The following is a 22,941-nucleotide window of genomic DNA, read 5'->3' on the forward strand; positions in this document are numbered from 1 at the left end:
ATAGTACGATCAAATGAATATTCTCGTTTTAGGTTCAGGAGGGCGTGAGCATACACTTACCTGGAAAATAGTACAAAGTCCCAATGCATCAAAAGTATGGGTAGCACCCGGTAATGCCGGTACTGCTCAAATAGCAGAAAACGTCGCGGTTTCCCCAACTGATTTTGAAGCCATTAAAGAACTGGTACTACACGAAAATATACAAATGGTAGTAGTGGGCCCTGAAGATCCGTTAGTACAGGGGATTCATGATTTCTTCCTGAATGATGAAAAACTTAAAAATATTCACGTTATAGGCCCTCAAAAAAACGGAGCAGAGCTGGAGGGTAGTAAAGAGTTTGCAAAAGAATTCATGACCCGACACCACATACCAACAGCTGCGTATAAAAGTTTTACCAATGAGAATATTCAGGAAGGGTACGAATTTCTCGAATCACTCACGCCGCCTTATGTTTTAAAAGCCGATGGCCTGGCAGCAGGTAAAGGTGTCTTAATACTCAATGATCTGGATGAGGCAAAGACCGAACTTAAAAGCATGTTAATAAATGCCAAATTTGGTGAAGCAAGCCAGAAAGTAGTGATAGAAGAGTTTTTAAAGGGAATTGAACTAAGTTGTTTTGTACTTACTGACGGAAAAGATTATAAAATACTCCCTGCTGCTAAAGATTATAAACGTATTGGAGAAGGTGACACCGGACTCAACACAGGGGGCATGGGCGCAGTATCGCCTCCTCCCTTTGCTAACAATGCTTTTATGGAGAAAGTACGAAACAGTATTGTAGAGCCTACTATTAACGGACTGCAAAAAGACGGTATTCCGTATAAGGGTTTTATTTTCATTGGCCTTATAAAAGTAGGCAATGAGCCTTTTGTTATTGAGTATAATGTACGTATGGGAGATCCTGAAACCGAAGTAGTCATACCAAGACTAAACACAGATCTGGTTACATTATTCCAGGCAGTTGCCGAAAACCGTTTACAAGAAATACAGGTTGAGGTAGATCCTCGCTCGGCAACTACCGTAATGGCTGTTTCCGGAGGATATCCCGAAGCTTATGAAAAAGGAAAGGAGATATATGGACTATCATTGGTAAAAGATGCGCTGATATTTCATGCCGGTACTACCACAAAAGACGGAAAAGTAGTTACCAATGGAGGAAGAGTTATAGCAGTTACCGCGTTTGGTACGAATTATAAAGAAGCCATAAAAAAATCTTACCAAAATATAGAAAAACTAAATTTTGATAAGATGTATTATCGTAAGGATATAGGTTTAGACCTGTAATTTAAAGGTAAGAATGAGAAGATATGCTTTTATCTTCTTCATTGTTATCATTAAATAACTTAAGCTTATATATCCAGTAAATCATAGCTACAAAGCCTATGATACAAAATAGCCAGTTCACCATATTTGCTGTCCACCAGTTATCCATAAATCTAAATACATCCAGAGGATAGAACAGATAATCTACAAAGAGTGACTCGATCCACTTAAAAAAATCTTTCCACATAAAAACTTATATTATTTTTACACTACAAAAATAGAAAAACCTATGATTTTTTCAAGCATATTTAGCAAAACAAAACCTGTAAACTTTGTCTTGCTGCTTGGATATCTCTGGTTATTTTCCGGAATCGCCGTTTTTCTTGTAAAATTTCAGAACAGGGAAGTCCTTTCCTGGGCGTGGTTTTTAAGTGCGGTAGCATTTTTAAGTTTTTCGGTTTTCCTCGTAGATTTTATAAACAGAAGGAATCATCTTGCACAAAACAATGCCTATTCTGTTTTTCTGTTTGTGACCATTACTGTCTCTTTTCCCGCTACGTTTTATCATTTTGAAATTATTTGTTCAGGTTGGTTTTTGTTATTGGCCTATCGCAAAATACTTAGCTTTCGGTCCCATACATCTTTAAAAAAGAAAATATTTGATGCCGGTCTATGGGTATCGGTAGCCTGTCTCTTTTTTAAAGGATCGGTGCTGGCATTCATTCCGCTTTTTATAGGAATAGCCCTATATGCCGCTAAGGATATCAAAAATTTTGTAATTCCGTTACTTTCTGTTGCTACGGTGTTGATTTTTGGGAGTACGTATTTTTTTCTTACGGAAGAAACAGATCGTATTTTTCAACTGTTTTCATTTACTCCAGACATAGATCTTGCCAATTATGATACCGAACATATTTTGTTCCCCTCACTGGTTACAGGCTTGTTAACTCTCATTGCAGCAGGCAATTTCTTTTTAAAGATCAAAACTAAAACAACCACTGTAAAGAATATTTTTGTGTTGGTGATGGTGATGCTTATCACTGCTATAGCCATTGTTCTTTTCGGGCCTTTTAACGAGGGAGCCATTTTAAGCTTTTTGGCGTTTCCCGTAGCCACTTTTGGGGGTAATTATTTACAAAACAGCACCCGAACATGGCTAAGAGAATTGTGGTTATGGCTTTTTGCACTGGTGCCCTGGGTGGTATTAGTGTTGTAATTTAGAGCCAAAAGAAAGGTCTCCGGCATCTCCAAGGCCCGGAATAATATACCCCTTATCGTTTAGCTTTTCATCAATAGCCGCGATCCATAAATGCGTAGTCTCCGGAAAACGCATGCTTAAATAATCCACTCCTTCCGGAGACCCTATAGCCGAAACCAGATGTATGCTTTTAGGGTTCCCCATTTTTTTTAAGGCACTGAATACAGACACAAAAGAATGTCCGGAGGCAAGCATAGGGTCTGCAATGATCAGGGTTTTATCAGTTAGAGAAGGACAGGCCAGGTACTCAACGATAATCTCGAAATCGGTCTTATCTTCATTGGTGTAGTGCCTGTATGCTGAAATGAACAGATTTTCGGCATGATCAAAATAATTCAATAATCCCTGATGCATAGGGAGGCCTGCTCTTAAAATGGAACCTATAACCAGTTGGTCTTTAAGCAAAAAAGCTTCTGTACTGCTTAGGGGGGTCTCCAGAGTATGATGCGCATAATCCAGTTCTTTACTAAGTTCATAACCCAGTACCTCACCTATACGTTCAATATTCCTCCTGAAACGCATACGGTCTTTTTGAATGTTTACATCCCTGATCTCTGCTATAAAATGTTGTAAAACGGAATTCTGTTGCTTTAAATGGTGTATCTGCATGATGCGTTTGTTAGTAGGGTTACAGTTCCAAAAATAATTAATTATTAAAGTATATTTGCAATTCTAAAACCAGGAGATATGTTTAGCGCATTGGCCAATCAAATTTTTGAAGAGAGTATTCGTGATTATCATGTAAAAGATGATGTGAGTCAGATATTGGTAAATCCGCATGCGTCAGATACCATAGAGCATTTGCTATATCGAAAAAACTGGATAGATACAGTACAATGGCATTACGAAGATATTATCAGAGATCCGCAAATAGATCCGGTAGCTGCACTGGAGCTAAAACGCAAAATAGATGCTTCCAATCAGGACCGTACAGATACGGTAGAATTTATTGATAGTTATTTTCTGGAAAAATACAAAAACGTATCCGTAAAACCGCAAGCTACTATTAATTCAGAAAGTCCTGCCTGGGCTATAGACCGACTTTCCATACTGGCCCTGAAAATTTACCATATGCGTGAGGAAGCGGAACGTTTCGGTGCATCTGAGAAACACCGGGAAGCTTGTCAGGCCAAATTAAATGTATTACTGGAGCAGCAAAAGGATCTTTCCACAGCAATTGACCAGCTTCTCGCTGATATTGAAACGGGAAATAAATACATGAAAGTCTATAAGCAGATGAAAATGTATAATGATGAGGAGCTTAACCCCATCCTCAGAGAAAACCGGAAGTAGATATTACCATGAAAGCAGATATGCCTGTCAGTTCACGCCATCTTCTGGTCATACGGCTTTCTGCTATGGGTGATGTAGCGATGACTGTTCCGGTTTTACTGGCATTGACAAAACAATATCCAGAGCTTAAACTTACCGTAGTATCGCGTCCTTTCTTTGCTCCTGTTTTTAGTACCATTCCTAATGTAACGTTTTACGGGGCTCAATTAAATAGTACACACAAAGGTGTAAACGGACTTTACCAATTGTCAAAAGAACTTAGAGGTCTGAAATGCGATGCCGTAGCAGATCTTCACAGTGTACTTCGCACCCATATCCTTAAATTATTTTTTACACTACAGGGGTTGCCGGTACAACAAATAGATAAAGGGAGGAAAGAAAAAAAAGCCCTGACCCGAACTTCAGGAAAAATATTTAAACCCATAAAAACTACCCATCAGCGATATGCAGATGTTTTTGAAAAGCAGGGGTTTCCCATCTCGCTTACAACGCCGGCTTTTCTTACTAAAAGAACACTCACCCCGCCTGTAAATAAAATGGTAGGTGAAGGGCAGAAACCCTGGATTGGGATTGCTCCTTTTGCAGCTTTTAAAGGCAAAATGTATCCTTTAGACCTTATGGAAGAGGTTATAAAACAGCTTGATGCCAACGGGCTATTCAAAATTATCCTTTTTGGAGGAGGTAAAAAGGAAACCGATGTTCTTGAAACAATAGCCTCCAACTATAATTCTGTAATAAATATAGCCGGTAAGTTGTCTTTTGAAGAAGAGTTGCAAGTTATATCAAACCTCAATATTATGGTTGCTATGGATAGTGGAAATGCGCATTTGGCAGCTATGTTTGGTGTAAAAACCATTACACTTTGGGGAGTAACCCATCCTTATGCGGGTTTTGCACCGTACCAACAGCCGGAAGATCTCATGATCCTGGCAGACCGGACGAAATATCCCGCCATACCTACCTCCGTATATGGTAAAAAACTTCCCGAAGGTTATGAAGAGGTTATGCGTACCATACCCCCGGATCTGGTTTATAATACGGTACTCAGAGAAGTTAAATAATACTCTTTTTCAAAACAATACTTTAAAATCAGGTATCTACAACCTGCAATTTAATTCGGTAACTACCCTTTATGAGGTAACTTTTGACCACCGGCCTTAAGTTTTCAGAAAAACGTTTATCCATTTCCAGTTCCCTTTTTTAGATAGATAAAAAGGGGTTTTCATTTTAATAAGGTGTCAAAAAGCTACAGCGTATTTTTTGTTGTAGTCATTATCTCATGCAGAAAGTGATTTCATAAGAGTAACCGGGTAATTAAAAGTTTTTCTTACTTTTAAGAATATTCAGATATACAACCAAAAAAACCTTTATGAAACGCCATGCCCAAAAAAACAAGGTACCTTCTGTTAAAAATGCCGAGTCTGGTAGAAACGGAGTTCATGGAGATATATCTGAAATACATACCAACAAAGTTTCAGGCTCACAAAGAGCAGGTGTTTATCAGCAAATGGCAAACAATAGTTCACGAGTTCAAAAAGCTTCTCATTTTCAGGAACTTTCCAATAAAACAGGATCAGTTCTTCCGGTAGCTGTTCAGCGAAAACAAAACCATACCGGCCTTCCGGATACCCTCAAAACCGGTATAGAAAACCTCTCTGGCCTCTCTATGGATAATGTGAAGGTGCACTATAATTCCTCTGTTCCGGCACAGTTACAGGCCCATGCATTTGCTCAGGGTACACAAATACATTTGGGTACGGGGCAGGAAAAGCATCTCCCACATGAAGCATGGCATGTGGTGCAGCAAAAACAAGGCAGAGTAAGGCCTACCCGGCAAATGAAAGATAAAGTGCCTGTAAATGATGATGCCTACCTGGAAAAAGAAGCCGATATTATGGGTGCCAGAGCCCTTGCTCAAGGAGCGGTTCAGCGAAAGGAAATTTCGCGTATGGCACTTTTACCTCCTTCTGGCGGGAAAGCAGTGGTTCAGCGCTTAACCGGTTTTGAACTTGAAACTTTCATTCCGTTATACCGTAATGTGGAGGGAACGGAAGGCTATGTAGCAGAAGATAAACAAAAAGGATGGGTGAGCAGTATTGGTGATTTTCTCTTTGGAGGGGTCCTTTATGGGCATACGTATGCTGCCGACCCGAAGGGGTATTTTACCGTATCTGCAGACCATAATAGCAAAATGACCCTTGCCCACCAGAGATTGTTACACCTTCTTATGCTTTCCGGGTTTATCAAGCTCGATAGCCCCTATCGGGGTATGGCCATAGCCGAGTATATAACACATCCCGTAGATGAAGTGGGGCATGGTGCCAATTCACAAATTAATATGAGCATCGAAACTACCGAGGCACATATAAAAGCCGTAATAAGAAGACAGTCTTCCGGAAATACATTTTTAATGCCAGACGGGAACGGAGTGCTCACAGGAGTGCCTGTTGGGGCTATAAAAAACTGGGTACAACAACATGCTGAGCAGCCCACGCTTATTCTTAATGCGGTAGATGAGCTTCAGAATATAGCTAAAGAAACGGCTCTCAATTTGCAAAAAACTATGGGAGTACTTCCTGAAGACATTCCTGAGCTTTATGAGGATACTGCCGGAAAACTGGAAGGTAATGACACGCGATCCGGAAAAATCATGGCAGAGGTTATGAGAATAAGTAATGTACTGGGCCTTAGTGCCGTAAACAGCATAAAGTTACCTGGTATGATGAAAGCGAATCATAAAGCGCTTTCCGGATTTTTAACCTATATGGCTACCTACCTGTTGGTTGACAATCTTTCCGTTACCTCTTATATTCCCGAAACCTCTACAGAAAAGAATCTGTTTCCTTACTTTCCCAAAGTGAGGCTCAATACAGCATTAAAGGCACTTCCTAAAGCCGTTTTAAAAGAAAAATACATACCACAATGGGAGCAGATGATAGATGTACTGATTATGGAATCTCATAAGTATAACGTAAGCTATTGGGAAGATAAATATCATTTAGGAGCACATAAAAGTGCTACAGAGAGCAAGCTTTTTGGCGATAAGATCAATGTAATTCCTTCCATGGTCCTTAAAACAGAAGCCCTGGGAAAATTAAAGCAACTCGTCTCTAAAGAAAAACCGGAAGTACCTCTGGGGATCGAAAAGAACCTTCCAGGTCTGGATGAACCTGAAAAAGCTATTTATTCAGCAACCAGACAAAAAGCGATTCCGTTAGAAGACCGCTATTTTAATCAAAAGTTCCCGGAAGGAATTCATACCGGGAATGTTGCCGACATCTTAAAAGCCGAATATGAAGAAACACAAAAACGGATGCTTTCACACATTAGTGAAATCGATATTGAGGATACCGGGAATATCATGGCTCCGAAGACACGCCTAACCTCTTCAGAACTGGCAAAAAGCGAAGCACTAGTTAATATCAGTAAACTGGAAGCATTGGGAGAAAGTATTCATGAAATGGTAGAAATGCAGGAAGCTCAGGAACTCCAGATAAAACATCAAACCCAAAGTTTTACAGAAGAACTGGAAGCACTGCAAAAGCTGGACGCCATAAAAGACGAAGCGAGAATTCAAGAGTTACAGGAAGCTAAAGAAAAAGCCGAGGATGAATTAGACCATTTTGAGACGAATATGGAAGAATTAACAAAAAAAGATCGTGAGCCCATTGAAGCCAGAATGTCCAAACTTGAGAATAAACTGGGGGAATATAGCTCTGAAATTATAGAAACCTATACCGCACCCGATGACAGTGTAAAAGATAAAGAACAATATACCCAAACTATGCTATTTAAAAGGCAGGAACTTCAGGTACGGCAGGCACTTTTACAAGAGGAGTTGTCGCAACTTCAGGCGGCTTTCTACAAAATAGAAGACGATCTTAGAGATAAAGCCGAAGATAAGGTGAGAGATCTGGAGTATGAGCTTAAAAAATACGATCCTGATTTTAAGCAAGGAATGGAAGATCATCTTTTAAAAATTAAGGAAAATGAGGCAACGGCAACAGAGAATGTAGTATATGCCAAAAGTTTACAGGAACGCTATCGTAAGGAAAAAGCAGAACTCGATGACTTAAGAGAGAAAAGTGCAGACTGGTCCACTGTTAGCGAAAAGGCACATAATACTTTTCTTGATCTAAAACAAATTTACTGGAAGAAGGCTCATGATGAAAAGCCCTTTTCAGCACGGTTTTCAAAAGAAACACTCCTTAAGGAGTACAAATCAACTTCTTTTAAGTTTGATAAAACTATCGAAAAATCAGATATGCTTGTTAAAAAGCTCAATCGTATAAAAACCAGTGACGAAGGTCTTTTAAAAAGTATTAGTGAACTGAAACCCAGCCTGGAAATAGCTAAAGAAGATCTTTTGAGTCAATTACAAATATTAGATGAAAGCGTAGGAAACGCTCCGCCCGCTGCCATACTTGACTTTATGGGCCAGGTACTTGAAACGGAAAAAAATCTCCAGGAATTAATTGATCAGGCGCGACAATTAACTAAATAATAGAGATTTTATTTATCTATAAAATATAATTCACAACAATTATAAAACGCTTTAACTTTCTTTTTATAAAGAAAAATCTTATATTTAAGAGTTGATTTATAAATACAACCCTTCAAGTATTATTTATATAATTAAAACATCATGAAAAAAGCTTTAAAACGGGCAAGTATTCTCAAAAGAGAACAACTTAGAAACATTGTGGGTGGCAATCCCTGCAGAGATTATAACGGGCCCTTCGTAGTGTCTTGTGAAGAATTCTTTAAAATGCCCGTTAAACTTCGCATTTGTGTACTAACAAGTTCAGATTGCATACCGTAATCACTTTATTGTTACTTACTTTTTATAGAGCCCTGCTAAGGGTTCATAATTTCTATAAATTTTCAAATTAATAATTATGAAACAACTATCCAGCCTAGGAAAAGCATTAAACAAAAAAGCACAACAGGAAATCATAGCAGGGTGCCCCTGTGGGAACCCTTGTGATAATTACAATGGCCCCATACAGGTAACCTGTGAGCAATATTTTAATTTACCTCCTCAATTTCAGATGTGCGTAATGGTAAGCGTTGAATGCTTTCCACAATAGAATTTTTATACTCATCAATAATCATGAATATTTCATTATGAAACAATTATCAAATTTTGGAAAAGCTTTAAACAAACAGGCACAAAAGGAAATCATAGCAGGATGTTCTTGTGGCCATATATGTGATACTTATAACGGCCCCATCGAAGTGACCTGTGAACAATTCCGCAGGACGCCGCCGCAATTCCAGCAATGTGTAGATATGCTTGAACCCTGTGACCCTTAAAACTTTACTGAAAGAGGGCTGTTTTTTCAGCCTTCCTCGTTTAACAGTCTAACCAACTCCTGTGTACCCGTAAAACCGTATTAAAACAGATGAAGTATTGAATAAAAAGCGCAATGGGAAATCATGGTACTTTGCTCCGGCAAAAAGCACTCCCTGTGATGAGACTTGTTAATCGCTTTTTAAACTAAGAATTTCATAATTATCAATTATTATAACTATTTAACCATGAAGCAAATATCAAATTTTGGAAAAGCTTTAAACAAACAGACACAAAAGGAAATCATAGCAGGATGTTCCTGCGGACACATTTGTGATCAATACAATGGCCCGCTAGAAGTAACCTGCGAACAATATTTTAATTTACCACCGGAATTTCAACAATGTGTGGATGTGTCCGCAGATTGTTTTCCTCTGTAAAACTTTTACCAAAAAGAAGACTGTTTTTCAGTCTTCTTTTTTTGAATAAGGCACTTTTAGAAAGTTTCACACGTACTTTTATACATGTTACTACACATCGTCATAATCAATACGAACGCGATCAGTAAGTACATGAGCCTGACAGGTAAGAATGAGCCCTTCTGCGATCTCACTATCTGTTAGTATCTGATTTTTTACCATTTCGGCCTTACCTTCGGTAATGCGGGCAATACAGCTGCTGCAAATTCCTCCCTGGCAGGAATAGGGCGCATCTATACCTTTTTCCAGTACAGCATCCAGTACGAGTTTGGAAGTATCCATAGTAAAAGAAGTTTCCTCATCGTCCAGAATGACTGTTATTTGTGTTTTTCCCTCCGGTAATTTTTCCGGTGTCCCTTCTTCAACAGGTGTAGAGAACAATTCAAATTTAATAGCACTTTCATCAATACCATGCTCTTTAAGAGTATCTGAAACAGTATTGATCATTTCTTCGGGGCCGCACAGGTAAAAAGCTTCAAACAACCGTTCTTTATGCTTATTCTTAAGTATAAAATTTACCGTAGAGCGTTCTATACGCCCAAAAAGAGCTTCCGGTTCCTGCGAACGGCTATATACAAAATGCACTTTTAATCTTTCAGGGTACTCTTTGGTAAGTTCTATGATCTCATCATAAAACATTGTTTCGGTAAGGCTTTTATTTCCATAAATCAATACAAACCTGCTTTTGGGTTCATCCCTAAGCACGGTTTTCATGATACTCATAATAGGAGTAATACCACTACCTGCCGCGAAAGCAGCTATATTTCTGCTTTTGGATGCATCGGGTTTAAATGTAAAACGCCCTTCCGGCGGATGCACTTCCCATACATCGCCCACTTTAAGGTCTGTGTTTGCATAACGGGAAAACGTACCATCCGGTGTTTTTTTTATGCCTACTTTAAGTACGCCTTCACCCGGGTCGGTACAAATTGAATAAGCACGGCGCAGCTCCTGCCCGTTCAATTCTTTTTTAATAGTCAAATATTGTCCTGCATCAAACCGGAAATCAGCCATATGCGAACCGGGAACCGCAAAAGTTACTACTACCGAGTTGGGGGTAATACGTTCAATATTTTTTATCTTAAGAGAATGAAAAGATGTCATTTGGCAATTTTTGATCAAAAATAAGAAACTTGGAACGGATTGTAACAAACAGTAGTAACTTTATACTAATACCGTACAATTAACACAAGTACCAATCAACTATCTTATGTTTACACACTTCATTTCACTTCAGTGGAAGTCCTTTTTTCGATCGGCCAGTGTTGGAAAAAGTATAGGTCTTCGCATTTTAATGGGTTTTCTGGTAATTTATTTTGGCCTTGTTTTCTTAGGCCTCGGGTTTGGATTGTTCCCCCTGCTTAAAAAAACACTTCCTGATCAAGACCCGCTAAAAATTGTCAACAGCTTCATCATTGTCTGGATCGGTTTTGAATTGCTATTCCGTTTTTTTATGCAGACCCTTCCTGTAATGGATATTAAACCTTTAATGCCCATACCAGTTAGAAAAGGGAAAGTAGTACATTATGTTCTGCTCAGGGCTTTCGTTTCATTTTTCAATGTTCTTCCGTTGTTGGGAATCATTCCTTTTGCTATTATGTGTGCTGTAGAAGGAGGGTACGGGGCCGTAAATATGGCAGGCTGGACATTTGCTATCTTTTTTCTGATACTTACAGTAAATTACACCAATTTTATCATAAAAAAGAAATTTGCTGAGAACCTTAAGGCGTTTTTACCATTTGTTTTGGTAGCGGTAGCCTTCTTTGTGCTTGAATACTTTGAAATATTTAAGCTAAGCAAATGGGTCGGCAGTCTTATGGATGTGTTGGTAGCCAATCCGGTTTGGGTTGTAATACCTTTAGTTATGGTAGTGGTGATGTATTTCTGGAATTATAACTTTCTTAAAAAGAACTTTTATCTGGATGTATCTCTAAAAACCAAAACGCAGGAGGCAAGTACTACCGATCTCAGCTGGACCCGCAGGTTTGGTGATATAGCGCCTTTCCTTCAACAGGACATAAAATTAATATGGCGTAATAAAAGACCGCGAACTACTATTTGGCTGGCATTTATTTTGTTGGCATATGGTCTTATTTTTTACCCTCAGGACGTATATCACAATGAAATGCCCGTGATGTTTGTATTTGTAGGTATTTTTGTTACCGGTATTTTTATGATAAACTTTGGCCAGTTCATACCGGCCTGGGACAGTAGCTATTACTCCATGATGATGTCTCAGAACATACCTCTGCGAAAGTACCTGGCCTCTAAGTTGGGCTTGATGACTTTTAGCGTTATTGTTTTGTATATTTTAAGTACTCCGTACGTGTATTTTGGATGGAATATATTGTGGCTGAATACCGCATGTGCTGTTTACAACATTGGTATCAATATTCCGGTACTCCTCTACGCAGGGTCATTTAACCGAAAACGCATTGATCTGGAGAAAAGCCCCTTTATGAATTATCAGGGTACCGGAGCCGCGCAATGGCTGGTTAGCCTGCCCTTAATGTTGCTCCCTATGGGTATATGGTTCCTTATCTATAAACTTTTCTCGGCAGAAATCGCCACCGGAGTTTTACTGGGTCTGGGTATTTTAGGTTTACTGGTAAAAGATTACCTGATGAACCTTATTACGGCTTCTTATCGTAAAAACAAGTATGCCATGATTAACGGATTTAAACAACAGGGAGAATAACTTTTTATTTTAAAATAAAACACACATTATGATATCAGTACATAATCTTACAAAAAAATACGGTCAAAATACAGTTTTGAACATAGAACAGCTTGACATACCGCAAGGGCAAAGTTTTGGTCTGGTAGGTAATAACGGAGCAGGAAAAACCACTTTTTTCAGTCTTTTACTCGATCTTATTCGTCCTACTACCGGCTATATTGAGAGCTTCGAGGTAAAAGTTAATGAGAGTGAAGCGTGGAAACCGGGAACGGCTGCCTTTATAGATGAGAGCTTTCTCATTGGGTACCTTACTCCCGAAGAGTATTTTTATTTCATAGGTGATTTAAGAGGCCATAACAAAGCCGATATTGATGCCCTTATAGCCCAGTTTGAAGAGTTTTTTAACGGGGAGGTGACAGGGCGTAAGAAATACCTTCGCGACCTTTCCAAAGGAAACCAGAAAAAAGCCGGTATTGTGGCTTCTTTTATAGGTAATCCACAGGTCATAATTCTCGATGAGCCTTTTGCCAACTTAGACCCCACCACACAAATACGACTCAAGAAAATAATAAAAGAGCTTACCGAAAATAAGGATATCACTGTACTTATATCGAGCCATGACCTTATTCATGTAACTGAAGTATGTGAGCGTATCGTGGTTCTCAATAAAGGAGAGGTCGTAAAAGATATCCAAACTTCTGCCGAAACACTTAAAGAACTGGAAGCCTTTTTTGCAGGATAAACTCTTCTACCCCATTTATACAAAAAAGCCCTTTTTTAAGGGCTTTTTATATTTTTACTTCAAAAGCTGCGTATTTTTCCTATTTGGAATACTAAATTGCAAACTTTTAAGTTAACAAAGCACAAGCTTTTTTCATTGAAAAAATCGTTTAACATATGGGTTATTGCCTTACTGGTACTCTTGTGGAGCTGCTCCACGAGAAAAGACGCTTTTGTAAATCGTAACTGGCATGCCCTCAATACCAAATACAACGTATTGTATAATGGTAAAGAAGCGTTGGAAGAGGGAACCGAGACGCTGCAACGTACCTACAGAGATAATTATTGGGAAATACTACCGGTAGAGCGGTTAGACATCAAAGAAGAAATCATACTTCCGGGAACCGAGACTAATCCTAATTTCGAAAGAGCTGAGGAAAAAGCAACCAAGGCCATTCAAAAACGCAGTATGAATATTAAGAACCGAGAGCGCAATCCGCAAACGGATGAAGCATTTTTACTGTTGGGTAAGGCCCGTTATTACGATCAGCGTTTTGTGCCTGCTCTGGAAGCATTTAATTACATTCTCTACAAATACCCCGATAGCGATAAAATAGGAGACGCCAAAGTATGGCGGGAAAAAACCAACCTTCGCCTTTTTAATGAAGAGCTTGCACTTAAAAATTTAAAACGCCTGTTGCGACAGGAAAAGCTCAGGGACCAAACATATGCCGATGCCACCGCCATAATGGCCCAGGCCTATATTAATCTTAAACAACTGGACAGTGCCGTAAAAAAACTGAGAGTTGCCGCCGCATATACCAGAAAAAATGAAGAAAAGGGTCGCTATCATTATATTGTAGGCCAGCTTTATAATGAATTGGGTCATAAGGACAGTGCCAATATGGCTTTCGATAAAGTAATCGCACTCAACAGAAAATCACCCCGCAGGTACATGATCAATGCCCATATGGAAAAGGCAAAAAACTTTGACCCGGCCTCAGAAGATAAAGAAATGATGCTTGAACTTCTCAATAAACTTGCCAATAATAGAGAAAACCGCCCGTTTCTGGATAGAATATACCGTCAGTTAGCAATGTTTCACTTAAACCAGGATTCCATACCCCTGGCTATAGATTATTTTAACAGGTCACTTAGAGTTAACTCCCCGGATACCTACCTTAATGCACTTAATTATGAAAATCTGGCTGCTATTAACTTTGAAGACACCCAGTATAAAATAGCCGGAGCATATTATGATAGTACACTTACCAACCTGGAAGAGAATACCCGTAAGTACCGGTTAATATTTAAGAAGAGAACCAACCTGGAAGATGTTATCAAGTATGAGACCATTGCTCAGGCAAATGACAGTATCATTCACGTTGCCGAACTACCTGATGAAGAGCGTACGGCCTATTTTGAAAAATATATTGCTGACCTAAAAGCTAAAAAGGAAGCAGAGGAAAAAGAAGCCGAAAAAAGAAGTGCAGATACCGGTATTGCTTCAGGGTTCAATACCGCGGGGAATGCCGAAGAAAGTGACCGCTTTTACTTTTACAATATAAACATTGTAGGATATGGAAAGAATGACTTTCGGCAAAAATGGGGACAACGCCCTTTAGAAGACAACTGGCGTCTTTCCGATAAAACCGTTATGGAAGACAACAGGCTTAATACAGAAGGTCTGGCTGCTAATACCTCAAATGAAGATATATACGATATAGCTACGTATATGGACAAGTTGCCCAATGAAACACAATTAGACAGTATTCGAAAAGAAAGAGACTTTGCATACTATCAATTAGGACTTATTTATAAAGAGAAACTTAAAGAGTACACTCTGGCGGCCGGCCGCCTGGAAACCCTTCTTGAAAATAATCCCGAAGAAAAACTAGTTCTGCCTGCTAAATACAATTTATATAAGATCTATCAGATCACAGGTAACGACACCGGTACATTTAGTTTAAAACAGGAAATTATTGCCAATCATCCCGATTCCCGGTATGCAGAGTTACTTCAAAACCCCCAAGCTGTTCTTTCAGAAGATAAAGACAGCCCGGATGCACGATATACTGCATTGTATAAACAGTACCAGACACAAAATTATGAAGAAGTAATTGCGCTTGCAGAAAAATATGCGCGTACCTACAGCGGTGAACCCATAGCAGTTAAGTTTGAACTTTTAAAGGCTAATGCCGCCGGAAGGCTCTATGGCCTGGAAACCTATAAAACTGCCCTAAATTACATTGCGCTTAACTATCCTAATGATCCTTCCGGTAAAGAAGCAGACAGGATACTCAAAGAGTCTGTAAAGCAAATGGAAAACAGGGTGTTCATAGAAGACAGTATTTCTAAGGAAAATTGGAAACTGGTCTTTCCTTTTAACAGAAAAGATACCGCAGAGATCTCAAAACTTTATAAAAAAGTAGAGAAGGCCATTTCAGAGCTTCCTGCCAGAAACCTGTACCTCTCTAAGGATGTATATACTACAGAGCAGATGTTTGTAGTAGTACATGGGCTTTTAAGTAAAGACCGTGCTTTAGGGCTGGAAGAACTGTTAAGAATCAATAAAGAGTACCTGATTGATCATGAGAATTTCGTACTTTTAACTTCCAATTATAAAATAGTTCAAATTCACAAAAATCTGGCCGATTATCTGAAAAAAGAGAATTCCCTTAACCCTATAAATTAAAGCTCATATGTTTTCAGAAAACAAAAAAAGTGTAATAACAGAAGTATCCGGACAACCTAACAGAATAGGTCAGAACACCAAGATAAAAGGAGATATCATTTCTGAAGGTGATTTCCGGATAGATGGTGAACTTAACGGCAGTGTTAAAACTTCGGGAAAAGTGGTAATTGGTAAAGACGGTTCTATTACAGGAAAAGTAGAGTGCGTAAATGCCGATATTGAAGGCCGTTTTTCCGGAGAATTATTCGTTTCCAATGTGCTATCCCTTAAAACAACCGCAGATATTGAAGGTGATGTGGTAGTTGCCAAACTGGCCATAGAACCAGGCGCCACCTTTAACGCTACCTGTAATATGAGAAGCGGGCACGCTGCTGCTACCAAAAAAGTTAAAAATGAGCAGCCAAAAACCGAAAAAACCATTTAATCACTATATAATCCTAACCGGTATTGCCCTGCAAATGGGCATTACCGTGTATCTTGCTTCCTGGCTTGGCAAATGGCTGGATCGAACCTATAATCCTGAAGGCAGAGCTTATACTATTGTGCTTACTCTATTGGGTGTGGGTATAGCTCTTTTTAATGTACTCAGGCAAACCAATAAATTGAACAAATAGCAGTGAACAAAACAATACTGGGCTTTTTCATTAAGTTACTGGTGGGCGTATCCTTGGTATTCTGCCTGCATCTTTTTATATTACATTCGCTTTCCTATCCCCTATGGGCAGATAGGATTTTACTTTCATACCTGATTAATTTTCTGTTGGCATTTTTTATTTTGTTCAGTATTTTTAGCCTGCGTAATACCTTTAGAGAGCAGTTGGGGTTTATTTTTATGGGAGGTAGCCTGTTAAAATTTCTCTTCTTTTTTCTTCTTTTTTACCCTGTTTACAAGGCAGATGGAGACGCTTCTGGATATGAGTTTGCCGCTTTTTTTGTACCGTATCTCACCTGTCTTATAATCGAGTTTCCCGATTTAATTAAAATACTTCGCAACAACGGTTAAACTCCTTGAATTTCAGCATAAAAAACAAGGGAGAACAAACCCTTAAAATTGTTTTTTGATTTTAAGATAAAAGCGTACATTTGCACCGATTTTTAGGCCACCGAATTTATTTGTGCACTATGCAAAGAAAAATTTTATCAAAATTAATGCTGGCGGCGATTTTGCTGCTTAGTTTTAATGCTTTTGGAGGAGATAAGGACAAAGAAGCCCCCGCAGGAGATAAAGATACAAAGAAACAGGAGATCAAAGAATACATTAATCACCACCTTAAGGATTCACACGATTTCAGTTTATATTCTTATACAAATGATTCAGGAGAACATGTTTACATTGGTTTTCCGTTGCCTGTAATACTCTGGGATGAAGGGTTAAAATTCTTTTCATCAGGTAAGTTCCATCACGGAGAAGAGATTGTAGAGGCAGGAGGGATGCACTACCGTTTATACCACGGCAAAATTTATCGTACCGATGCACAGGGTACTATTAATTACGATGAAGATCATCACCCCACCAATGTAAAGCCATTGGATCTTTCCATTACCAAAAGTGTGTTCATGATCCTTATTACAGGGCTTTTAATGATACTTTTATTCAGGGGCCTTGCCAGATCATATGCCAATAATCAGGGTATTGCCAAAGGTGTAGGAAGATTCTTTGAGCCCATTATTTTATATGTAAGAGATGATATTGCCATTGCCAATATTGGAGAGAAGCATTACAAAAAGTACATGCCCTTTTTACTTACCATCTTTTTCTTTATATGGTTCTTAAATATGTTTGGGCTTACCCCGTTTGGGGTTAATGTTACCGGAAACATAGCTATAACCTTTTCACTGGCTATACTTACGTTCCTTATTACAAATTTTACAGGTACTAAAGATTACTGGTTACACTTGTTTGACCCTCTAGGTAATTCCATGCCCTGGTATGGTAAATTGCCTCTTTATATTATTTTGATTCCCATTGAGATTTTGGGAATGTTCATTAAGCCTTTCTCACTCCTTATTCGTCTCTATGCCAACATGCAGGCAGGACACATTGTATTAATGAGCCTTATAGGGTTAATGTTCATTTTTAAAAACTGGCTGGGAAGCCCGTTATCGTTTGTACTGGCATTTGCCATATCTCTTATAGAGGTTATGGTAGCCTTATTGCAGGCATATATTTTTACCATGCTTTCTGCATTGTACTTTGGTTTTGCTTCCGAAGAGCATGCACATGAAGAAGCACATTAACATTGAATGTTTAATTTTTAAATACGAATAATTATGACAATTCCAGGAATCGTAGGTGCAGGTCTGGTAGTTATCGGTGTAGGTATCGGTATCGGACAGATTGGTGGTAGAGCAATGGATGCTATTGCCAGACAGCCTGAAGCATACGGAAAAATTCAAACAGCGATGCTTATTGCAGCAGCGTTGATTGAAGGTATCGGATTTGCTGCATTATTTGCAGTATAACAAAAAAACAGAGGCTGCAACGGTTGGTTGCAGCCCTGTTTAAAAATTAAGCATTGCATTACAATAAAGACGTAACAACATGGAAAAGTTATTAGAAGAGTTTTCATTAGGATTGTTTTTTTGGCAGACCCTGCTTTTTATTTTGCTTTTTTTCCTGCTAAGGGCAGTAGCCTGGAAACCTATCCTAAAAGCAGTTAATGACCGTGAAGACGGCATAAAAGATGCCCTTGCCGCTGCAGAGAAGGCCCGTAAGGAAATGCAGAACATCAATGCAGATAACGAGCGTATTCTTAAAGAAGCCCGTGCAGAGAGAGAAATTATCCTTAAAGAGGCTCGTGAAATAAAAGATAAAATTATTTCTGATGCCAAAGAGAGTGCCCAGACAGAGGCAGACAAAATAATAAAACAGGCGCAGGAAGCTATTGAAAGCGAAAAGTTGGCGGCTGTGGCAGATCTTAAAAATCAGGTAGCTATACTTTCTGTTGACATTGCAGAAAAAGTTATGAAAGAAGCCCTTGCCGATAAGAAGAAACAGCTTTCAATGGTAGAAGATATGTTGGGTGAAGTAACCCTAAATTAATAAAGGATATGGCAGGAACCAGAGCAGCAATACGTTATGCAAAAGCAGTACTCTCCCTGGCATTGGAACAGGGTAAGGCAGATATAATACATGCCAATATGAAGCATGTTTTACAAACCATTGCCAAAGAAAAAGAACTTCAGGATTTTCTTCAGAGCCCGGTAATTAAATCGGAAGTGAAAAAATCAGCCCTCAAAGAAGTATTTGCAGAAGCAGATGCCGCCACCATACGCTTAATAGATGTACTGATAGATAATAAGAGAGTAGCTTTATTGTATGAGGTAGCCGGGAAATATATTACCTTACACAACGAGCACAAGGGAGTACAATCCGCAGTGGTAACCACCGCTGTTCCTTTAACCGATGATTTAAAAAACAAAGTACTCGGGAAAGTAAAGGAACTCACAGGAAAAGAAGTGAATCTGGAAAGTAAAATAGACGAGAGTATTATTGGCGGTTTTATTTTACGTGTGGGCGATTTACAATATGATACCAGTATTGCAGGCAAATTGTCTGACCTAAAAAGAACATTTACAAGTAATTAAAGAATATTTAGATAGTAAAATCTAACATCTCACAGTTAAAATACGAATAAAGATGGCAGAAGTTAAACCCGCTGAAGTATCAGCAATATTAAAAAAACAACTATCGGGATTTGAGGCCGAGGCTTCTCTTGATGAAGTAGGAACCGTTTTGGAAGTGGGTGACGGTATTGCACGTATATACGGTCTTTCCAATGCGCAGTACGGCGAGTTAGTAGAGTTTGAAGGAGGTTTGGAAGGGATTGTACTGAACCTGGAAGAAGATAATGTAGGAGCCGTACTTTTGAGTCCTTCAAGAGAAATTAAGGAAGGAGCTATTGTAAAACGTACACAGCGTATCGCTTCTATTAAAGTAGGAGAAGAAATGCTGGGGCGTGTGGTAGATACTTTAGGAAACCCCATAGATGGTAAGGGCCCGATAGGAGGAGAGCTTTATGAAATGCCTCTGGAGCGTAAGGCCCCGGGTGTTATCTTCCGTCAGCCTGTGAATGAACCCCTGCAAACAGGAGTAAAGGCAATAGATGCCATGATCCCTGTAGGAAGAGGTCAGCGGGAATTAGTTATTGGTGACCGTCAAACCGGTAAAACTACCGTTTGTATCGATACCATTATTAATCAGAAAGAGTTTTACGATGCCGGAGAACCCGTATTCTGTATCTACGTAGCCATCGGGCAAAAGGCATCAACCGTAGCAGGTATTGCCAAAACCCTGGAAGACAAAGGTGCACTTGCCTATACCGTTATTGTTGCGGCCAATGCATCAGACCCTGCTCCTATGCAGGTATATGCTCCTTTTGCAGGAGCCGCCATCGGTGAGTATTTCCGTGACACCGGTCGTCCTGCTTTAATAGTGTATGATGATCTTTCCAAGCAGGCAGTTGCTTATCGTGAGGTATCATTGTTACTTCGCAGACCTCCGGGACGTGAGGCGTATCCTGGTGATGTATTTTATCTGCACTCAAGATTGCTGGAGCGTTCTGCAAAGGTGATCAATGATGATGATATTGCCAAAGGAATGAACGACCTTCCGGATAGTTTAAAGTCGGTTGTAAAAGGAGGAGGTTCTTTAACGGCACTTCCTATTATTGAAACACAGGCGGGAGACGTATCTGCCTATATACCTACCAATGTGATCTCTATTACAGACGGGCAGATATTCCTGGAGTCTGATCTGTTTAACTCCGGTGTACGCCCTGCCATTAACGTTGGTATCTCAGTATCCCGTGTAGGAGGTTCGGCACAGATAAAATCCATGAAAAAAGTAGCAGGTACCCTTAAGCTGGACCAGGCACAGTTCCGCGAGCTTGAAGCTTTTGCCAAGTTTGGTTCAGACTTAGATGCAGCTACCCTTAATGTGATTGAAAAAGGAAAGCGAAATGTAGAGATCCTCAAGCAATCACAGAATGACCCATATACTGTAGAAGACCAGATAGCCATTATTTTTGCAGGATCGAAAAACCTGTTGAGAGATGTACCGGTAGAGCGCGTAAAAGAGTTTGAAAGAGAATATCTGGAGTATCTCAATACAAAACACAGAAATGTTCTTGATACGCTTAAATCTGGAAAGCTTACCGATGAGGTAACTGATGTCCTTACTGATGTGGCTAGAGAGCTTTCTGCTGGCTATAAAGCATAATTAAAACCTGCCGGGATCTCCGTAATTGCAGTTATCATCTGTAATTACAGGATCTTCTTCAGGAATTTACTAAATAACCATTTTGCAGGGAGCAGTTATAGAAGGGAAACCGTTAAAAAAGTAAAACTTCTTCCTCAATTCTAATTCTTAACTGGAAAGAGAATGGCAAACTTAAAAGAAATACGCAACAGGATCTCATCGGTAAAATCAACCATGCAGATCACCAGTGCTATGAAAATGGTTTCTGCAGCCAAACTTAAGAAAGCGCAGGATGCCATAACTGCCATGAGGCCCTATGCAAACAAGCTTACCGAGCTTTTACAAAGTCTTAGCGCCACTCTGGATGCAGACAGCGGAAGCAAATTTGCAGAAAATCGTGAAGTAAACAGGGTGTTAGTAGTAGCCATTACTTCCAACAGAGGATTGTGTGGAGCCTTTAATTCCAATATCGTTAAAGGAGTAAACCGTTTGGCGGGAGATACTTATAAAGGGAAACAGGTTGACCTGGTTACTATAGGTAAAAAAGGAAATGACATCCTTAAAAAGAAGTTTGAGATAGTCACTAACAATAATGAGGTTTTTGACGATCTTACTTTTGAACATGTAGCCGTAGTGGCCGAACAGCTTATGAACCTTTTTGAAGAAGGGCAATACGACAAAATAGAACTGGTATATAACAAGTTCAAAAATGCAGGTACACAGATTGTGATGACCGAACAGTATTTGCCTATAGTTCCGATTTCACACGAAAGCACTACCAATGTAGATTATATATTTGAGCCTGAAAAAGCTGAAATTGTAAAAACATTAATACCTAAATCTCTTAAAACACAGCTTTATAAAGCTGTTAGAGATTCGTTTGCCAGTGAGCACGGAGCACGTATGACGGCTATGCACAAAGCAACTGATAATGCCGGGGAACTCAAAGATGCACTTACCCTTACCTATAATAAAGCACGACAGGCAGCTATTACCAATGAGATCCTTGAGATTGTTGGAGGTGCAGAGGCCCTTAATAATTAAATCACATAAGGTTACTTAATTGTGAGATTCAAAGACATTCTTTTAATCTCTAACCTTTAAAAATAAGCAAATCCCAAAGCTTGATCCAAGCTTTGGGATTTACTTATTGAACCCGTTTTTATAAGGTAAGGTCTGCTATGTCATTTTATTCCTGAATGTGTTTGCTATTTTTATCAAACATTGCTTGCATATCATCACAAATAGAAGTTTTGTCGCTTCTTTCATATACTTTTTCCGGACGGGTCTTACCATTCAAGAGATTGTGCTATCTAAACCAGTTGTAGTAGAATTGCCGAAAGCTACAGATTTTCGGATAGTCCAGGATCTTTGAGGTCTCTCACCACAAAAACTCCCGTAAACAGGTTTTCTGCTTCGTGTTTTGAAGCCACCTGTACTACCTGTCCCATACTTACCCACTAAATTTGCAACCCCTGGCTAAAGCACTCGTTTTTTAACAATAAATAACTCATTCAAAAGTTGATTGCAAAATTAAAATTCTGTTAAACCTAATAAAAATGTCAAGATTTTATACCTTTGCATTACCTATGAAGCAAGCTTTTCATAAAATATCATCCTTTTTGATGGCTTTTGTAGTGCTGTTTTCTACAATGTCATTTACTGTTGATATGCATTATTGTGGAGATAATCTGGTTGAAACTGCCGTATTCCAAAAAGCAAAAGGTTGTGGGATGGAAATGGAAAATCCTTCAACCGGGGGTTGTTCTGTTAAAATGAAAGATTGTTGTTCTGATGAGCAGTTGGTAGTTGACGGTCAGGATGAACTAAAAATATCTTTTGGCCAAAAATTTTTCGTTGCTTCATTTGTTTATACGTATATCCACATATTTGAAAGTATAGATAAAAAGGTTGTTTCTTACCAGGAATATATACCCCCTCTCGTTGTCAGGCAGATCTACAAGCTTGATGAGGCATACTTAATTTGATTTTTAAATAATAGATTTACTGTCCAGTGGATGATCTTCCATTAGGATAATTTTCCGGCCGTTGGCAGGCA

General features: G+C 39.1%; 25 protein-coding genes. 22 read left to right on the forward strand and 3 right to left on the reverse strand.

What is annotated here, in order from left to right; genetic code table 11:
* Positions 1-13 precede the first annotated feature (13 nt).
* Positions 14-1,285 (forward strand): phosphoribosylamine--glycine ligase, encoded by a 1,272-nt coding sequence (gene purD / locus WAO84_RS05305; protein ID WP_340064190.1) that lies wholly within the window; start codon positions 14-16, stop codon positions 1,283-1,285.
* A gap of 1 nt (position 1,286) precedes the next feature.
* On the opposite strand, the gene WAO84_RS05310 is transcribed toward purD, so the two are convergent.
* Positions 1,287-1,511: a DUF6341 family protein gene (locus WAO84_RS05310; protein WP_340064191.1), complete on the reverse strand. Its 225-nt coding sequence runs from the start codon at positions 1,509-1,511 to the stop codon at positions 1,287-1,289.
* A 42-nt stretch (positions 1,512-1,553) separates the two neighbouring features.
* Here WAO84_RS05310 and WAO84_RS05315 point away from each other — a divergent pair, with 42 nt between their 5' ends.
* A complete protein-coding gene (locus WAO84_RS05315) occupies positions 1,554-2,480 on the forward strand; it encodes a DUF6427 family protein (RefSeq protein WP_340064192.1) in 927 nt (308 codons plus the stop codon).
* On the opposite strand, the gene upp is transcribed toward WAO84_RS05315, so the two are convergent.
* A complete protein-coding gene (gene upp / locus WAO84_RS05320; RefSeq protein WP_340064193.1) occupies positions 2,469-3,131 on the reverse strand; it encodes a uracil phosphoribosyltransferase in 663 nt (220 codons plus the stop codon). The genes WAO84_RS05315 and upp overlap by 12 nt on opposite strands.
* 78 nt (positions 3,132-3,209) lie before the next feature.
* Here upp and WAO84_RS05325 point away from each other — a divergent pair, with 78 nt between their 5' ends.
* The 7 genes from WAO84_RS05325 to WAO84_RS05355 all read left to right on the forward strand — a co-directional run bounded on the left by WAO84_RS05325 (position 3,210) and on the right by WAO84_RS05355 (position 9,548).
* Positions 3,210-3,815, forward strand: coding sequence for a DUF4254 domain-containing protein (locus WAO84_RS05325; protein WP_340064194.1), 606 nt, complete (start codon positions 3,210-3,212; stop codon positions 3,813-3,815).
* A gap of 20 nt (positions 3,816-3,835) precedes the next feature.
* Positions 3,836-4,876, forward strand: coding sequence for a glycosyltransferase family 9 protein (locus WAO84_RS05330; protein ID WP_340064196.1), 1,041 nt, complete (start codon positions 3,836-3,838; stop codon positions 4,874-4,876).
* A 308-nt stretch (positions 4,877-5,184) separates the two neighbouring features.
* The gene (locus WAO84_RS05335) at positions 5,185-8,319 is read left to right on the forward strand and encodes an eCIS core domain-containing protein (RefSeq protein ID WP_340064198.1); all 3,135 of its coding nucleotides are present in this window, start codon (positions 5,185-5,187) and stop codon (positions 8,317-8,319) included.
* Positions 8,320-8,460: 141 nt separating this feature from the next.
* On the forward strand, positions 8,461-8,637 hold the full coding sequence (locus tag WAO84_RS05340; RefSeq protein WP_340064199.1) for a hypothetical protein: 177 nt from the start codon (positions 8,461-8,463) through the stop codon (positions 8,635-8,637).
* Positions 8,638-8,713: 76 nt separating this feature from the next.
* Complete coding sequence (locus tag WAO84_RS05345) at positions 8,714-8,905, forward strand: hypothetical protein (protein WP_340064201.1); 192 nt, start codon at positions 8,714-8,716, stop codon at positions 8,903-8,905.
* Positions 8,906-8,942: 37 nt separating this feature from the next.
* Positions 8,943-9,131: a hypothetical protein gene (locus WAO84_RS05350; RefSeq protein ID WP_340064202.1), complete on the forward strand. Its 189-nt coding sequence runs from the start codon at positions 8,943-8,945 to the stop codon at positions 9,129-9,131.
* 225 nt (positions 9,132-9,356) lie between these two features.
* Positions 9,357-9,548: a hypothetical protein gene (locus tag WAO84_RS05355; RefSeq protein WP_340064204.1), complete on the forward strand. Its 192-nt coding sequence runs from the start codon at positions 9,357-9,359 to the stop codon at positions 9,546-9,548.
* A gap of 90 nt (positions 9,549-9,638) precedes the next feature.
* On the opposite strand, the gene WAO84_RS05360 is transcribed toward WAO84_RS05355, so the two are convergent.
* A complete protein-coding gene (locus WAO84_RS05360) occupies positions 9,639-10,691 on the reverse strand; it encodes a 2Fe-2S iron-sulfur cluster-binding protein (protein WP_340064207.1) in 1,053 nt (350 codons plus the stop codon).
* Between the two features lie 106 nt (positions 10,692-10,797).
* Here WAO84_RS05360 and WAO84_RS05365 point away from each other — a divergent pair, with 106 nt between their 5' ends.
* From WAO84_RS05365 to WAO84_RS05425, 13 genes are all read left to right on the forward strand, one after another.
* The gene (locus WAO84_RS05365; RefSeq protein WP_340064208.1) at positions 10,798-12,285 is read left to right on the forward strand and encodes a DUF5687 family protein; all 1,488 of its coding nucleotides are present in this window, start codon (positions 10,798-10,800) and stop codon (positions 12,283-12,285) included.
* Between the two features lie 28 nt (positions 12,286-12,313).
* On the forward strand, positions 12,314-13,009 hold the full coding sequence (locus WAO84_RS05370) for an ABC transporter ATP-binding protein (protein ID WP_340064210.1): 696 nt from the start codon (positions 12,314-12,316) through the stop codon (positions 13,007-13,009).
* A 135-nt stretch (positions 13,010-13,144) separates the two neighbouring features.
* Positions 13,145-15,682, forward strand: coding sequence for a type IX secretion system periplasmic lipoprotein PorW/SprE (gene porW, locus WAO84_RS05375; protein WP_340064212.1), 2,538 nt, complete (start codon positions 13,145-13,147; stop codon positions 15,680-15,682).
* A 7-nt stretch (positions 15,683-15,689) separates the two neighbouring features.
* A complete protein-coding gene (locus WAO84_RS05380) occupies positions 15,690-16,106 on the forward strand; it encodes a bactofilin family protein (protein WP_340064214.1) in 417 nt (138 codons plus the stop codon).
* A complete protein-coding gene (locus WAO84_RS05385) occupies positions 16,075-16,296 on the forward strand; it encodes an AtpZ/AtpI family protein (protein ID WP_340064215.1) in 222 nt (73 codons plus the stop codon). Before WAO84_RS05380 ends, WAO84_RS05385 begins: the two co-directional genes overlap by 32 nt.
* A 2-nt stretch (positions 16,297-16,298) precedes the next feature.
* Positions 16,299-16,685: a hypothetical protein gene (locus WAO84_RS05390; RefSeq protein ID WP_340064216.1), complete on the forward strand. Its 387-nt coding sequence runs from the start codon at positions 16,299-16,301 to the stop codon at positions 16,683-16,685.
* Between the two features lie 119 nt (positions 16,686-16,804).
* Entirely contained in the window at positions 16,805-17,920 is a 1,116-nt protein-coding gene (gene atpB / locus WAO84_RS05395) for a F0F1 ATP synthase subunit A (RefSeq protein WP_340064217.1), read from the forward strand.
* 33 nt (positions 17,921-17,953) lie between these two features.
* Positions 17,954-18,145, forward strand: coding sequence for an ATP synthase F0 subunit C (gene atpE / locus WAO84_RS05400; RefSeq protein ID WP_340064218.1), 192 nt, complete (start codon positions 17,954-17,956; stop codon positions 18,143-18,145).
* Positions 18,146-18,224: 79 nt separating this feature from the next.
* Complete coding sequence (locus tag WAO84_RS05405) at positions 18,225-18,725, forward strand: F0F1 ATP synthase subunit B (RefSeq protein ID WP_340064219.1); 501 nt, start codon at positions 18,225-18,227, stop codon at positions 18,723-18,725.
* Positions 18,726-18,733: 8 nt separating this feature from the next.
* Positions 18,734-19,270, forward strand: coding sequence for an ATP synthase F1 subunit delta (atpH, locus tag WAO84_RS05410; protein ID WP_340064222.1), 537 nt, complete (start codon positions 18,734-18,736; stop codon positions 19,268-19,270).
* Between the two features lie 52 nt (positions 19,271-19,322).
* Positions 19,323-20,903: a F0F1 ATP synthase subunit alpha gene (gene atpA / locus WAO84_RS05415; protein WP_340064223.1), complete on the forward strand. Its 1,581-nt coding sequence runs from the start codon at positions 19,323-19,325 to the stop codon at positions 20,901-20,903.
* A 162-nt stretch (positions 20,904-21,065) separates the two neighbouring features.
* Entirely contained in the window at positions 21,066-21,926 is an 861-nt protein-coding gene (gene atpG, locus WAO84_RS05420) for an ATP synthase F1 subunit gamma (RefSeq protein ID WP_340064224.1), read from the forward strand.
* A 545-nt stretch (positions 21,927-22,471) separates the two neighbouring features.
* A complete protein-coding gene (locus tag WAO84_RS05425; RefSeq protein WP_340064436.1) occupies positions 22,472-22,870 on the forward strand; it encodes an HYC_CC_PP family protein in 399 nt (132 codons plus the stop codon).
* The last annotated feature ends 71 nt before the right edge of the window (positions 22,871-22,941 follow it).

Origin of the sequence: Ascidiimonas aurantiaca (genome assembly GCF_037646345.1) — a bacterium.
Lineage (GTDB): Bacteria > Bacteroidota > Bacteroidia > Flavobacteriales > Flavobacteriaceae > Ascidiimonas > Ascidiimonas aurantiaca.